Origin of the sequence: Streptomyces sp. NPDC002057, from assembly GCF_040296665.1 — a bacterium.
Classification (GTDB): domain Bacteria; phylum Actinomycetota; class Actinomycetes; order Streptomycetales; family Streptomycetaceae; genus Streptomyces.
Window position 1 is genome coordinate 39246 of record NZ_JBEOXR010000021.1, and the last position, 14354, is coordinate 53599.

Genomic DNA, 14354 nt, shown 5'->3' on the forward strand with positions numbered 1-14354 from the left:
CCGGCCGGCCGCAGAGCGGCCCGACAGACGTGCCCCGAGCGCGACCCCCGTGGCGTTCGTGGCAGCAGCACAGAACGACGTACAGAAGACGGTGCCCTGGGACTTTCTGGGCGCCGAAGTGTGTTTTGCCCGTATATGGGAGGCGGCATGACAGAGACGGCGAGCGGTCCGGCAGCACGTGGTTCTCGTTCCAAGGGAACCAAGGCGAGCAAGGGCCTGCGTATCGAGCGCATCCACACCACCCCCGGCGTGCATCCGTACGACGAGGTGGCCTGGGAGCGCCGTGACGTCGTCATGACCAACTGGCGCGACGGCTCGATCAACTTCGAGCAGCGTGGCGTCGAGTTCCCCGACTTCTGGTCGGTGAACGCGGTCAACATCGTCACCAGCAAGTACTTCCGCGGGGCCGTCGGCACCCCGCAGCGCGAGACCGGTCTCAAGCAGCTCATCGACCGGATCGTGAAGACGTACACGAAGGCCGGCGAGGAGTACGGCTACTTCGCCTCGCCCGCCGACGCCGAGATCTTCGAGCACGAGCTGGCCTACGCCCTCCTGCACCAGATCTTCAGCTTCAACTCGCCGGTCTGGTTCAACGTCGGCACGCCCCAGCCCCAGCAGGTCTCCGCCTGCTTCATCCTGTCCGTCGACGACTCCATGGAGTCCATCCTCGACTGGTACAAGGAAGAGGGCATGATCTTCAAGGGCGGCTCCGGAGCCGGCCTGAACCTCTCCCGCATCCGCTCCTCCAAGGAGCTGCTCTCCTCCGGCGGCAACGCCTCCGGCCCGGTCTCCTTCATGCGCGGCGCCGACGCCTCCGCGGGAACGATCAAGTCGGGCGGCGCGACCCGCCGCGCGGCCAAGATGGTCATCCTCGACGTCAGCCACCCCGACATCGAGGACTTCATCGAGACCAAGGTCAAGGAGGAGGAGAAGATCCGCGCCCTCCGTGACGCGGGCTTCGACATGGACCTGGGCGGCGACGACATCACGTCCGTCCAGTACCAGAACGCCAACAACTCCGTCCGCGTGAACGACACCTTCATGAAGGCGGTCGAGTCCGGCGGGAAGTTCGGTCTCACCTCCCGCATGACGGGCGAGGTCATCGAGGAGGTCGACGCCAAGTCGCTCTTCCGCAAGATGGCCGAGGCCGCGTGGGCCTGCGCCGACCCGGGCATCCAGTACGACGACACGATCAACCACTGGCACACCTGCCCCGAGTCCGGCCGTATCAACGGCTCGAACCCGTGCAGCGAGTACATGCACCTGGACAACACGTCCTGCAACCTCGCCTCGCTGAACCTGATGAAGTTCCTCAAGGACGACGGCAAGGGCAACCAGTCCTTCGAGATCGAGCGCTTCGCCAAGGTCGTCGAGCTCGTCATCACCGCGATGGACATCTCCATCTGCTTCGCCGACTTCCCCACCCAGAAGATCGGCGAGAACACCCGCGCCTACCGCCAGCTCGGCATCGGCTACGCCAACCTCGGCGCCCTGCTGATGGCAACCGGCCACGCGTACGACTCCGACGGCGGCCGCGCCCTCGCCGGTGCCATCACCTCCCTGATGACCGGCACCTCCTACAAGCGCTCCGCCGAGCTCGCCGCGGTCGTCGGCGCGTACGACGGCTACGCCCTCAACGCCGAGCCGCACCAGCGCGTCATGCAGCAGCACGCCGACGAGAACACCAAGGCCGTCCGCACGGACGACCTGGACTCGCCGATCTGGGCCGCCGCCACGGAGGCCTGGCAGGACGTGATCCGCCTCGGCGCCAAGAACGGCTTCCGCAACGCCCAGGCCTCGGTCATCGCCCCGACCGGCACCATCGGTCTCGCGATGTCCTGCGACACCACCGGCCTCGAGCCCGACCTCGCCCTGGTCAAGTTCAAGAAGCTGGTCGGCGGCGGCTCGATGCAGATCGTCAACGGCACCGTCCCGCAGGCCCTGCGCCGCCTGGGCTACCAGGAGGAGCAGATCGAGGCGGTCGTCGCCCACATCGCCGAGAACGGCAACGTGATCGACGCTCCCGGTCTGAAGACCGAGCACTACGAGGTCTTCGACTGCGCCATGGGCGAGCGCTCCATCTCCGCGATGGGCCACGTCCGCATGATGGCCGCCATCCAGCCGTGGATCTCCGGCGCCCTCTCCAAGACCGTGAACCTGCCGGAGACGGCCACGGTCGAGGACGTCGAGGAGGTCTACTTCGAGGCCTGGAAGATGGGCGTCAAGGCGCTCGCCATCTACCGCGACAACTGCAAGGTCGGCCAGCCCCTCTCCGCCAAGAAGAAGGAGGAGGAGAAGGTCGAGGTCACCGCGAAGTCCGAGGCGACGATCCGCGAGGCCGTCGAGAAGGTCGTCGAGTACCGCCCGGTCCGCAAGCGCCTGCCCAAGGGCCGTCCGGGGATCACCACCTCCTTCACCGTCGGTGGCGCCGAGGGCTACATGACCGCCAACTCCTACCCGGACGACGGTCTCGGCGAGGTCTTCCTCAAGATGTCCAAGCAGGGTTCGACGCTCGCCGGCATGATGGACGCCTTCTCCATCGCCGTCTCCGTCGGTCTGCAGTACGGCGTCCCGCTGGAGACGTACGTCTCGAAGTTCACCAACATGCGCTTCGAGCCGGCCGGCATGACGGACGACCCGGACGTGCGGATGGCGCAGTCGATCGTCGACTACATCTTCCGCCGCCTGGCGCTGGACTTCCTGCCCTTCGAGACCCGCTCCGCCCTCGGCATCCACTCGGCCGAGGAGCGCCAGCGCCACCTGGACACCGGCTCGTACGAGCAGTCCGAGGCGGAGGACGTCGACGTCGAGGGCCTGGCCCAGTCGGCGCCCCGCGCCCAGGAGCTGAAGGCCGTCGCCGTCCCGGCCCCGAAGATCGAGGTCCCGGCCCCGAAGCAGGCCCACACCTCGGCGGAGCTCGTCGAGATGCAGCTCGGCATCAGCGCCGACGCCCCGCTCTGCTTCTCCTGCGGCACGAAGATGCAGCGCGCCGGCTCCTGCTACATCTGCGAGGGCTGCGGCTCGACCAGCGGTTGCAGCTGACACCCTGCGGGGCCGCGTCGGACGTGATGTCCGGCGCGGTCCGCACGGGTGACTGACCAGCGCCTCACGAAGGGGACCGGCCTCGGGCCGGTCCCCTTCACGTGTCCGGGCGGCCCGCCTTCTCGTGGCGGCGGGCGTCAGGGGCGGGCGGAGCCGAGCACCCTGGTGAAGTCCTGGGGGTCGGCGTCGAAGCCGTGGCTGAGCGGGCGGTACGTCCACCCCTCCGCGCCGACGCGGGTGAACTCCACGACCGTCGCCGAAAGGGCCTCCGGCACGTCCGCGAAGTCGTGCACCAGCAGGTCCGTGTAGCCCTCGCGGACCCGTATGCCCGTGTTCGTCACGTCGCCGAAGGCCAGCCGCCCGCCGGCCTGCTGTATGGCGACGCCCACCACCACGCGCGCGTACCGCGGCGCCAGCCGGTCCAGCTCCAGGGTCATGGCCTCGTCGTAGCCGAATCCCTGGCCCGTGCGGCTGTCGCGGTGGAGCGTGATCGTGCCGTCGGGGGAGCGGCTGCCGAAGTGCACCAGATGGACCGGCGCCCCGTCCGGGTCGTCCGCCGCGAAGACGCCGGCGACGAGGTCCAGGTCGTGGGCCGGCGCGCCGCTCGGGGCAGGGTCCCACTTGAGCGTCACCTCGACGCGTCCCACTCCCTTGTTGAGTCCGCTCATGGTGCTTCCCCTCTCCGCGTACGCCCCCGCGCACGCTTCGCGTCGTACCGTCGACCGCTCAAAAGCCCGTGGTCCTGGGCCGATTGCTCATGGTGTCATGGGGCTACGACAGGGGGCCCGGGGGTTGAGGGGGAGAGCGGTTTGTGGAGCGGTGACGAGCTGGATCTCGACGCATATCTGGCTCGAATCGGATATGTGGCCGAGCGGGGCCGTGAACTCGTGCCCGATGCGGGGACATTGGCGGCACTTCACCGGGCCCACATCCGGGCCGTGCCCTTCGAGAACCTCGACGTGGCGCTGGGGCGGCGGGTCCCGCTGGATCTGAAGAGCCTGCAGGACAAGCTCGTCGGGCGGCGCCGGGGCGGCTACTGCTACGAGCAGAACTCCCTGTTCGCGGCCGTCCTCGAACGGATCGGCTTCACCGTGTCCGGCCGTGGCGCCCGCAACCGTTCCCGGGGCGGTGCGCTGACGCCCGTGACGCACGCCCTCCTGGTCGTCACGATCGGGGGCGAGGAGTGGCTCGTCGACGTCGGGTTCGGCTGGCAGGGGCCGCTGGAGCCGGTGCCCCTGCGGGACGGGGCGCGTGTCGAGCAGGGCGGCTGGACCTTCGGGATCGGTGTCGAGGCCGAGGGCATCCACGTCCTCCGCTCCCTGCGTCCGCAGGGCTGGACCGATCTGTACGCCTTCTCTCCGCAGACCCTCTACCCCGGTGACTTCGCCGTCATGAACCACTACAGCTCCAGCCACCCCGACTCCCGGTTCCTCGGCCAGGTAGTGGCCCAGAGGCCCGGCGCGGACGTGCGCAGAGCCCTGGTGCGCGAGACGCTGTCGACGGTTCGGACGGACGGCACCACGGAGGAACGGACGGTTCGGGTGGGTGAGTTGATCGCCCTGCTGGAATCCGCGTTCGGAATCGAGCTGGACGAAGGGGAGCGCGCGGGACTGGAGCGAATGCACCCGGCGGGAGCCTGAAGAGGCCTGCCGGGGCGGTCGTCGGGCCCGTACGATGGCGCGGTGCTGGTCAAGTGGATTCGCTGCACCGTGATGGACCGTCGAGGGTTCGAGCGGGGACAGCGGAAATGGGCGGGGCTGCTCGGTGAGCCGGGGTTCCGGGGGCAGGGCGGCGGGTGGAGCCGGACTCGGCCGGACGTCGCCCATGTCTTCGCGTTCTGGGAGAGCCGGGCCTTCTACGACTCCTTCATGGCCCGCTCCCACGACCGGCTGGCGGCCTCGCAGATGGGCACGTTCAAGGACGCCCAGGTCAAGCTGTTCGACCACCGCTTCGACGTGAAGACGGGGTTCGAGCCGCGGTTCTCCGACGCCGACGTGGCGCGGGTCGCGCACTGCCGTGTCCATGAGGACCGCGCCGAGCACTTCGCGCTCATGCAGGAGAAGGTGTGGAACCCGGCGATGGCAGGGTCCCCCGGCATGCTGCGGGGGCTCTTCGGAGAGGCGCCGGGCAGCGAGTTCCTGGTGCTCTCGATATGGCAGTCCGCCGCGGAGCACGGAAAGTACCGGGCGGAGCGCATCGAGCGGCTCGGACTGCGGGCCAGGACCGCGGCCGATGTGGCGGCTCTGGCCGGGGATGTGGTGCAGCTCGAGTCGGCCTGGACGGTCTAGAGGGGAGAGGCCGGCCGGCCCGGACGACCCCGGAGGGTCGACCAGGCCTGACCGGTTGGTCTGGTCAGGCCCGGGCCGTCGACGGCGGTCTGGGAAGGCCTGTGCCGTCCACGGCGATCTGGGCAGGCCTGGGCCGTCCACGGCGGTCGGGGCAGGCCCGGGTGGGAATGATGGTCTGAGCAGGCCTAGGCGGGCACGAACGCGCCCGCGTCGACCCCTGCGAGGACCACGCGTGCCGCCTGGTCCGCGAGCGCGCCGTCGATCGGTTCGCGGGTGACGAAGAGCCGGAGGAAGAGGGGCGCCGAGACCGCGCGCACGACCGCGCCCGCGTCCGTGCCCGCAGGCGCTTCGCCGCGGGCGACGGCCCGGGTGACCACGTCCTCGCAGCGGCGGAATCGCTCCTCGTAGAAGCTGTGCAGCGCCTCGGCGGCCCGCGGCGACTGGAAGGCCGCGCCGACGAACGCGGTCGGTGCGGCCGCGGCGGCGGGATCGCCGAAGGCCTCGACCGCCTCGTGCGCGAGCGCGCGCAGATCTTCGGAGAGGCTGCCGGTGTCCGGCGGCGCCCAGGTGTCCTCGCCCGCCAGGTCGAGCGCGTCGGCGAGAAGGCCTTCCACGCTGCCCCAGCGACGGTAGAGCGTCGTCTTGTGGACGCCCGAGTGCTCCGCCACGTACTCCACGGTCAGGGCCGGATAGCCGTGCTCGGAGAGGCCGGTCAGGACCGCGTCGCGGACGGCAGCCCGGGTGCGGGCGGTCCGCCCGCCGGGGCGCGCGCTGCCGGGTGCCGGGGTGGGAAGCTCCTCAATCGAGTCATTCAATTGCTACTCCCGTTGCGTTAGGGGGTCGAGTCTGCCACACTCGTCCTAACGCGATCCAAGTTGCGTTTGATGGCTCTTGCCCAGGAGGCGCCCTTGCCCACTCAGATCTCCATGCACGACGTCGTCGTGACCCGTGGTGAACGACTGCTGCTCGACCAGGTCTCGCTCTCCGTCCGCCCCGGGGAGCGGATCGGGATCGTGGGGGAGAACGGCGCGGGCAAGTCGACCCTGCTGCGCCTCCTCGCGGGGGTGGAACTGCCCGACGAGGGGAGGGTGGTCACCGTCGCCGACGGCGGCGTGCGGATGCTCGCGCAGACCCCCGAACTGCCGCCGGGCGCCACCGTGGGGGACGCCGTCGACGCCGCGCTCGCCGAGCTCCGCACCATGGAACGGGGACTGCGCGAACTGGAAGCCGGACTCGGTACGGCGGGCGAAGAGGCACTCGACGCGTACGGCGAGCTCCTCACCACCTATGAGCTGCGCGGCGGGTACGAGGCGGACGCCCGGGTCGACAAGGCGCTGCACGTGCTCGGACTCGCGAACACCGGTCGCGAGCGCCGGCTCGGCAGCCTCTCCGGTGGCGAGCTCGCCCGCCTCGGCATCGCCTGCGCCGTCGCGGCCGGGCCCGAGGTGCTTCTGCTCGACGAACCCACCAACCACCTCGACGCGCAGGCGCTCGACTGGCTGGAGGAATCCCTCCTCGCGCATCGCGGCACCGTGGTGGCGGTCTCGCACGACCGGACCTTCCTGGAGCGGGTCGCCACCGCCATCGTCGAGGTCGACGCCGACCGGCGTGCGCTCGTGCGGTACGGAGACGGATACGCCGGCTACCGGTCGGCGCGGGAGGCCGCCAGGCGACGCTGGGAGGAGGCGTACGAGGAGTGGTGCGAGGAGACGGCGCGGCTGGAGGCGTACGCGTCGACCACGGCCCGCGGCGTCGCGCCCGGCAGGGAGATGAAGGACAACAACAAGATGGCGTTCGACCGGGCGGCGGGACGCGTCCAGGCCTCCGTCTCCGGTCGCGTCCGCAACGCCCGCGAGCGGCTGAGACGCCTCCGCGAGGAGCCCGTGCCCCAGCCGCCGTCGCCCCTCTCCTTCACCGCCCGCCCCCAGGCCGGCGCCGCCGAGGGAACGCTCGTCACCCTGACCGGGGTGCGGGTCGCGGACCGCCTCGCCGTCGACTCGCTCACGGTCGGTGTGGGGGAGCGACTCCTCGTGCACGGTGGGAACGGCGCGGGGAAGTCGACGCTCCTGCGCGTCCTCGCCGGCATCGTCCCACCCGACGCCGGTGAGGTCCGGCGCACCGGACGAATCGGGTACCTCGCCCAGGACGTCACCGTCCGGCGCCCGGAGGAACGGCTGCTCGCCTGCTTCGGGCGAGGGCTCGGCCTCCCCGAGGACGAGCGGGCCGAACTCCTCCTGTCGTACGGACTGTTCCGCCCGGCCGACCTCGACGTTCCGGTCGGAGGTCTCTCCGCCGGCCAGCTCCGTCGGCTGGCGCTCGCCCGGCTGCTGGCCCGGCCCGCCGACCTCCTCCTGCTCGACGAGCCGGGCAACCACCTGGCCCTGGGCCTCGTCGAGGAACTGGAGGCAGCCCTGGACCAGTGGAAGGGGGCCCTCGTGGTGGTCTCGCACGACCGCGCGCTGCGCCGCCGCTTCACCGGACAGGTCCGCCGGATGGACTCCGGGCACCTCCTCGGTCGAGCCTCCCCGGGAGCGGCGATCTAGGGTCGGGGTATGGCACGACCGCGGCGCATCGTTCTCGTACGGCACGGAGAGTCCGAGGGCAATGCCGATGACACGGTGTACGAACGGGAGCCCGACCATGCCCTGCGGCTCACGGAGACCGGCTTGCGGCAGGCGGAGGAGACGGGGGAGCGGCTGCGGGAGCTCTTCGGGGACGAGGCGGTCAGCGTCTACGTCTCGCCGTACCGCCGCACGCACGAGACCCTCCGTGCCTTCCGGCTGCGCCCGGAGCGGGTCCGGGTGCGGGAGGAGCCCCGCCTGCGGGAGCAGGACTGGGGCAACTGGCAGGAGAGGGAGGATGTGCGTCTGCAGAAGGCCTACCGGGACGCGTACGGACACTTCTTCTACCGCTTCGCCCAGGGGGAGTCGGGGGCGGACGTCTACGACCGGGTCGGGGCGTTCCTGGAGAGCCTGTACCGCAGTTTCGAGGCGCCGGACCATCCGCCCAACGTGCTGCTGGTCACCCACGGACTGACCATGCGCCTGTTCTGCATGCGCTGGTTCCATTGGTCGGTCGCGGACTTCGAGTCGCTCTCCAACCCCGGCAACGCGGAAACGCGCGTGCTGGAGCTCGACGAGGACGGGCGATACCGTCTGGACAGGCCGTTCGAACGCTGGCGCACCCCGGAACCGTACGGCCCCACCGGATAGAGTGGCAGACCGATGACCGCTGACTCCTCATTCGACCGGCGCTTCGACCGCGCCCTGGCCAGCCTGCGCGGGCTGTCCGTGGGAGACGCCCTGGGCTCCCAGTTCTTCGTACCCGCCAACTACCCACTGCTGAAGCGGCGCGAGCTGCCCGACGGCCGCTGGCAGTGGACCGACGACACCGAGATGGCCTGCTCCGTCCTGGCCGTCCTCGCCCGCCACGAACGGATCGACCAGGACGCCCTGGCGATGTCCTTCGCCCAGCATCACGACTTCGACCGGGGCTACGGCCCGGCGGTCAACCGGATGCTCCGCCTCATCCGGGAAGGCGGCGACTGGCGGGAGCTGGCCGCCGCGCTCTTCCAGGGGCAGGGATCCTGGGGCAACGGCGCCGCGATGCGGATCGCCCCCCTCGGGGCCTGGTACGCCGATGACCCGGAGCAGGCGACGCACCAGGCCGAGATCTCCGCCTACACGACCCACCAGCACCGTGAAGCCGTGGTGGGCGCCATGGCCGTCGCCGCCGCGGCCGCGCTGGCAGCCGACCCCGCGGGCCCGCCCACACCCGAGGCGCTGCTCGACGGGGTCGTCGCCCTGGTGCCGCGCAGCGCGGTCGGGGCAGGACTGCGCCGGGCCCGCGACATGCTCGACTACGGCGACGCGGGCACGGTCGCCGCGGTGCTCGGCAGCGGTCGGCGGACCAGTGCGCACGACACGGTGCCGTTCGCCCTCTGGTCGGCGGCCCGCGGCCTCGGTGACTTCGAGCGGGTGTTCTGGACGACCGCGCAGGTCGGCGGCGATGTCGACACGACCTGCGCCATCGCCGGGGGCGTGGTCGCCGCCGCGACGACCGGTGCACCGCCGGCCGACTGGCTCGGGCGGACCGAGGACCTGCCGGAGTGGGTCCCGGCGACGACGGCCTGAGACGACACGATGGCCCCTGAACCCCGGGCGGGGATCAGGGGCCATCGGTGCGTTCAGGCGGCCGGCCCGGCCGTCGGAGTGCTCGGCCCTCGCGTGCTCCGGGCCGCCGGGCGTACTCAGGCCATCGGTCCGGCGGCCTCGGCGCGGCCGCTGAGCGCTTCCAGGTCGCTCTTGCGGACACGGATCACCAGGACAGCCGTGACCAGCGCGATCAGCACCATCCCGACGGCGGCGGTGAAGGCCGAGGAGATGCCCGAGGTCAGCACCTCGTGGCCCCAGGGCGCCGGCAGCTCCTTCGTCTTCAGGGCCTCGGCCTGCTGCTCGGGCGTCGCGTGCGCGAGGAAGTCCGGCAGCTGCTTCTCGCCCTCCTCCCGGCTGGCGGTGCCGAAGACCGTGACCAGGATCGACAGGCCGAGCGAACCACCGATCTGCTGGGTGGCGTTCAGCAGACCCGACGCGGCGCCCGCCTCGTGCTGGGCCACCCCGGAGACGGCCGTGAGCGTGAGCGTCACGAAGTTGAGGCCCATGCCGAAGCCGAACAGGACCATCGGACCGAGGACGCCGCTCGCGTAGGTGCTGCCCGAGTCGATGAAGGTCAGCCAGAGGAGACCGGTACCCGTGATCGCCGCACCGCTCACCATGAACGGCTTGGGGCCGAGGACCGGCAGCAGCCGCTGCGCGAGCCCCGCGCCGACGCCGATCGCGACCGTCACGGGCAGGAAGGCGAGCCCGGACTGGATCGGGCTGTAGCCCAGGACGTCCTGGACCCACAGCACGATGAAGAAGAACATGCCGAACATGGCGGCCGACAGGCTCAGCATGATGACGTACGTGCCCGAGCGGTTGCGGTCCGCGAACATCCGGAGCGGGGTGATCGGCTCCTTGGCGCGCGACTCCACGATCCCGAAGGCCGCCAGCAGGATCACCGCCGACACGAAGGAACCGATGGTCAGCGCGTCCTCCCAGCCCTTCTCGGAGGCCCGGATGAAGCCGTAGACCAGCGCCGCCATACCGAGCGTCGAGGTCGCGGCGCCCGCGATGTCGAACCGACCGGGGTGACGCTCGGACTCCGAGATGTAGCGCGGGGCCAGGAAGGCGATCAGCAGGCCGATCGGCACGTTGACGAAGAGGACCCAGCGCCAGTCCAGCCACTCCGTGAGCGCGCCGCCGGCGAGGAGGCCGATCGCGCCACCACCGGCGGAGACGGCGGCGAACACGCCGAAGGCCCGGTTGCGCTCCGGTCCTTCGGGGAACGTCGTGGTGATCAGCGCGAGCGAGGTGGGCGAGGCGATCGCGCCGCCGACGCCCTGCAGGGCCCGCGCCGCGAGCAGGTGCCAGGGCTCCTGTGCGAAGCCTCCGAGCAGCGAGGCGAAGGTGAAGATCAGGATGCCCGCCATGAACACCCGGCGGCGCCCGAGGATGTCCCCGGCCCGTCCGCCGAGGAGCAGCAGACCGCCGAAGGTGAGCGTGTAGGCACTGAGCACCCACGACAGGTCGGTGGTCGAGAAGGAGAGCGCGTCCTGGATGTGCGGCAGCGCGATGTTCACGATGGTGGCGTCGAGGACGACCATCAGCTGGCAGGCGGCGATCACGGTCAAGGCGATACCCGGCCGACCTCCGGCGCGAGCAGGCCCGTCCTTGGTCTGTGTGTCCACCGGAGAAGTTGTCACTATGGATCCCCCACGGAAGAATTAGTGAACGCACCCGTTCACTGTCCACCACGGTAGTGAGTCCCCCTCAGTGAACGCAACCGTTCACTGGGTGCTGCCGACGACATGAGATCGCCTCAACGGAGAGATCCTGATGGTTACTTCACGCTCCGCGGCCGCCGCCCGGCCGGACGGCGTGTCGCTGCGACGCCGCGGCCCCGTGCTCGAACGGGCCATTCTGGAGGCCGCGCTCGAGCAACTGGGAAGAGTCGGCTGGAACGGCCTCACGATGGAGGGTGTCGCGATCGGCGCGCAGACGGGTAAAGCCGCGGTGTACCGGCGCTGGCCTTCGAAGGAAGACCTCGTCGCCGACGCCCTCCAGGCCGGACTGCCGACACTCGACGAGGCGCCCGACCTCGGCGGTGTGCGGGAGGACCTGTACGGGCTGTGCCGACGGGTCCGGGACGTCATGTACTCCAAGCCCGGTTTCGCTCTGCGTGCGGTGCTTCACGAATGCGATGCCGACTCCGCCGAGCGGTTCCACGGCCTGATTCTCACGGGAGTGGTCGAGCCCTCGGCCCGGCTCTTCCGGGATGTTCTGAGCCGGGGAATCGCAAGGGGGGAGGTGCGGGCCGACGCGATCGACGATCTTGTGGTCGACGTCATTCCCGCCATGATGATGTACCGATCCAAGGTGTGCGCGAGCGAATGGCAGGATGCCGAGCTCGCCGAACTCATCGACCGGATCATGGTGCCCCTGCTGCGCGTCTGAGGCGGAGGGACGGCGCCCGGGGGACCGCCGCGAGGCCTGGTGCCCCCGGCCCGCGAGGTCCCCTCGGGCGCCCGAGGGGAATCCGGGTACCGCACTCCGCACCAGGCGGCGTAACCTGTCAGGCGCCATGCCGTATGAACCACCCACCCACACCGTCGAGCGATCGCTCCGAGCCACCACCGGCGCCAAGATCGTCGCTGGAGTCGACGAGGTCGGACGCGGGGCGTGGGCCGGCCCGGTCACCGTGTGCGCGGCCGTCACCGGTCTACGCCGGGCCCCCGAAGGCCTCACCGACTCCAAGCTGCTCACCCCCAAGCGTCGTACCGCGCTCGCCGCGGAGCTGGAGGGGTGGGTCACGGCGTACGCGCTCGGCGACGCCTCCCCCCAGGAGATAGACGAACTCGGAATGACCGCGGCGCTGCGGCTCGCGGCGGTCCGGGCCCTCGAAGGTCTTCCCGTACGGCCCGACGCGGTGATCCTCGACGGCAAGCACGACTACCTCGGCAGCCCCTGGCAGGTCCGTACGGTGATCAAGGGCGACCAGTCCTGCATCGCCGTGGCCGCCGCCTCCGTCATCGCGAAGGTCCGGCGGGACACGGTCATGGCGGAGCTGGGGATCGGGGCCGGGGAGTACACGGCCTACGCCTTCGGCGCCAACGCGGGCTACCCTTCGCCGGTCCACAAAGCGGCGCTCGAAGAGCTGGGGCCCACCCCGCACCACCGTCTCTCCTGGTCGTACCTGGACGCGATGCCCAGGTGGCGCCACCTCAAAAAGGTCCGCCTCTCCGCCGAGGCGGCCGCGCTGGAGAGCGGGGGCCAACTCGGCTTCGACTTCTGAACTTCCGGTCGAGGGGCCCTGCCGACGGGGCTCCCACACGGCCGGGGTGCACATGTGTGCCCACCCGCCGGTGCCTGGCGCATCGGCATTTGATAGACATCCACTCATGCCTCTCATCCCCGAGGAGCCTCAGATTCACGAGAGCGCCCAGGGTCCCCGCGCCACCGCGGCCGCCGGCCGCCCCGCGTCGACCCCCCGTCCCGTACCCGGCCCGCGTTCCGCGGCCACCCCGCGTCCCGGACGCCCTGTACCCGGCCCGGCCAGGCCCGCCGCACCGGCGCAGCGCCCGCACCCCGGTGCCGGGCAGTCTCCGGCGAACACCCCGGAGAATCGTTCCGATCAGCGATCCACGCCGCAGCTCCAGCTGATCCCGGCCCCCGTCGACGGCGCGCTCGACGCCGCCGAAGAGGCCCTGGACCTGCTTCTGGAGAACGGCCGGGCGCCGGGCGAGGTCCTGGTGCTCACCACCGGCGCCCCCCACCCGTGGGCCACGCACGAGCTGTCCTTCGGCGAAGCCGCCTACTGGGCCCAGCAGGACACCGGTGACGACGTCTTCTTCGCGCACGCCGCCGCCGTGGAGCGGGCCGCCACCCGCCCCGTGGTGATCGTCGCCCTCAACAGCGGAGACGACGAGACGGCCGCCAAGGCTCTGCCGACGGCGATGGCCCGCGCGAGCGCGCTGCTTGTCGTCTGCGGTGACCCGCAGCGCGTCACGACGCTCCTCGGAGCAGGCGCCGGCGTCTGACCGACAGCCCCTCCGCCGGACCGAACCGGGCCCGGCGGGGGCCGACGTCGTTCACGCGATCAGAGATCAGAGATCAGAGATCAGCGGGCGGCGGCCCGGCGCAGGGGCTCGGTGGCGCCGCTCGCGATTCGCGGTGTGAGCAGGCCGAGTTCGGCCGGCCCGTCACCGAGAGGCAGCGGGATCGAGTCGGAGCTCGGTCGACGGCCGCCCCGGCCCTCGCCGAGCACCTGCCAACCGCCACGGGTCAGCGTGATGTACGCGCCGCAGCGGAGCCCGTGCAGGGTGCAAGCGTCCCGGAGCCCCCACATCCAGGCCCCGTCCTCCTCCGTCCAGCGCTCGTCGCCCTCCCGGCAGTACAGGAGAACCGCGGTCCGCACGGGCGTGCGCCTTCGGAGGTCGTGCGGGATGACCCGCCGCAGGTGCGCGAGCAGAGCGTTGCGGAACTCCCAGCCGTCCGCGGGCGTGGGGCGCCGGACGAACGAGGCGCTGGCGGCGAGTCGTTCCTCGTGGTCCAGGATCGCCAGGACCGCCGTCGAGGGCGTGGGCGTGTGACGCGAGTGGAGGCCGCTGACGACCTCACGCGGATTGCGCAGCAGGGGGATCCCCGCCGCTGACCACTCGGCAGGTTCGAGTACCCGAGCGAGGCGGCTGGCGGACTCGGACGAAGATCTGAGCGAGGTGGCTGTGGGCGGAGCGAATCCGAGGGTCACGGTCCTCCCTTCGGATACGCGCCCGCGAGGCGGGCAAGGTCGGGTGAGGGCGCACCACAGCACAGTCCTTCCGGACCGCTGACGGGCCGTGCGAGGCGGTTTCCCAATTCTTGCTGGCCCGTGCGCGAGCGGCAACGAGCAATTGAGGCCGCTGACGGGAATGCGTTGGTATGCCAC

The 14354-nt window shown here is 71.0% G+C and carries 13 protein-coding genes; 9 read left to right on the top strand and 4 right to left on the bottom strand.

The window, feature by feature from the left end:
• The first annotated feature begins 147 nt into the window (after nucleotides 1-147).
• A complete protein-coding gene (locus ABT129_RS18465; protein WP_351902073.1) occupies nucleotides 148-3042 on the top strand; it encodes a vitamin B12-dependent ribonucleotide reductase in 2895 nt (964 codons plus the stop codon).
• A 137-nt stretch (nucleotides 3043-3179) separates the two neighbouring features.
• Here the strand turns inward: ABT129_RS18465 and ABT129_RS18470 are convergent, their stop codons facing one another.
• The gene (locus ABT129_RS18470; RefSeq protein WP_351902075.1) at nucleotides 3180-3710 is read right to left on the bottom strand and encodes a TerD family protein; all 531 of its coding nucleotides are present in this window, start codon (nucleotides 3708-3710) and stop codon (nucleotides 3180-3182) included.
• Between the two features lie 195 nt (nucleotides 3711-3905).
• On the opposite strand from ABT129_RS18470, the gene ABT129_RS18475 reads away from it, so the two are divergent.
• Together ABT129_RS18475 and ABT129_RS18480 are read left to right on the top strand one after the other, a co-directional pair.
• Complete coding sequence (locus ABT129_RS18475; RefSeq protein WP_351902077.1) at nucleotides 3906-4682, top strand: arylamine N-acetyltransferase family protein; 777 nt, start codon at nucleotides 3906-3908, stop codon at nucleotides 4680-4682.
• A gap of 42 nt (nucleotides 4683-4724) precedes the next feature.
• Nucleotides 4725-5330 (top strand): YdbC family protein, encoded by a 606-nt coding sequence (locus ABT129_RS18480; RefSeq protein ID WP_351902079.1) that lies wholly within the window; start codon nucleotides 4725-4727, stop codon nucleotides 5328-5330.
• A 185-nt stretch (nucleotides 5331-5515) separates the two neighbouring features.
• Here the strand turns inward: ABT129_RS18480 and ABT129_RS18485 are convergent, their stop codons facing one another.
• Entirely contained in the window at nucleotides 5516-6145 is a 630-nt protein-coding gene (locus ABT129_RS18485; protein WP_351902081.1) for a TetR/AcrR family transcriptional regulator, read from the bottom strand.
• 111 nt (nucleotides 6146-6256) lie between these two features.
• On the opposite strand from ABT129_RS18485, the gene ABT129_RS18490 reads away from it, so the two are divergent.
• From ABT129_RS18490 to ABT129_RS18500, 3 genes are read left to right on the top strand one after another with little or no spacing between them, the layout of a single operon-like run.
• The gene (locus ABT129_RS18490; protein ID WP_502981807.1) at nucleotides 6257-7873 is read left to right on the top strand and encodes an ABC-F family ATP-binding cassette domain-containing protein; all 1617 of its coding nucleotides are present in this window, start codon (nucleotides 6257-6259) and stop codon (nucleotides 7871-7873) included.
• 9 nt (nucleotides 7874-7882) lie between these two features.
• Nucleotides 7883-8542 (top strand): histidine phosphatase family protein, encoded by a 660-nt coding sequence (locus ABT129_RS18495; RefSeq protein ID WP_351902084.1) that lies wholly within the window; start codon nucleotides 7883-7885, stop codon nucleotides 8540-8542.
• Nucleotides 8543-8554: 12 nt separating this feature from the next.
• Nucleotides 8555-9463: an ADP-ribosylglycohydrolase family protein gene (locus ABT129_RS18500; RefSeq protein WP_351902086.1), complete on the top strand. Its 909-nt coding sequence runs from the start codon at nucleotides 8555-8557 to the stop codon at nucleotides 9461-9463.
• Nucleotides 9464-9579: 116 nt separating this feature from the next.
• Here ABT129_RS18500 and ABT129_RS18505 read toward each other — a convergent pair whose 3' ends face one another.
• The gene (locus tag ABT129_RS18505) at nucleotides 9580-11133 is read right to left on the bottom strand and encodes an MFS transporter (protein WP_351902088.1); all 1554 of its coding nucleotides are present in this window, start codon (nucleotides 11131-11133) and stop codon (nucleotides 9580-9582) included.
• A 133-nt stretch (nucleotides 11134-11266) separates the two neighbouring features.
• On the opposite strand from ABT129_RS18505, the gene ABT129_RS18510 reads away from it, so the two are divergent.
• From ABT129_RS18510 to ABT129_RS18520, 3 genes are all read left to right on the top strand, one after another.
• Nucleotides 11267-11884, top strand: coding sequence for a TetR/AcrR family transcriptional regulator (locus ABT129_RS18510; RefSeq protein WP_351902090.1), 618 nt, complete (start codon nucleotides 11267-11269; stop codon nucleotides 11882-11884).
• Nucleotides 11885-12011: 127 nt separating this feature from the next.
• A complete protein-coding gene (gene rnhB, locus ABT129_RS18515; protein ID WP_351902092.1) occupies nucleotides 12012-12722 on the top strand; it encodes a ribonuclease HII in 711 nt (236 codons plus the stop codon).
• 106 nt (nucleotides 12723-12828) lie between these two features.
• Nucleotides 12829-13467 carry a hypothetical protein gene (locus ABT129_RS18520; RefSeq protein ID WP_351902094.1) on the top strand — a complete coding sequence of 213 codons (639 nt, stop codon included), beginning with the start codon at nucleotides 12829-12831 and terminating at the stop codon, nucleotides 13465-13467.
• Nucleotides 13468-13547: 80 nt separating this feature from the next.
• Here the strand turns inward: ABT129_RS18520 and ABT129_RS18525 are convergent, their stop codons facing one another.
• The gene (locus ABT129_RS18525; protein ID WP_351902096.1) at nucleotides 13548-14177 is read right to left on the bottom strand and encodes a hypothetical protein; all 630 of its coding nucleotides are present in this window, start codon (nucleotides 14175-14177) and stop codon (nucleotides 13548-13550) included.
• Nucleotides 14178-14354: the final 177 nt, after the last annotated feature.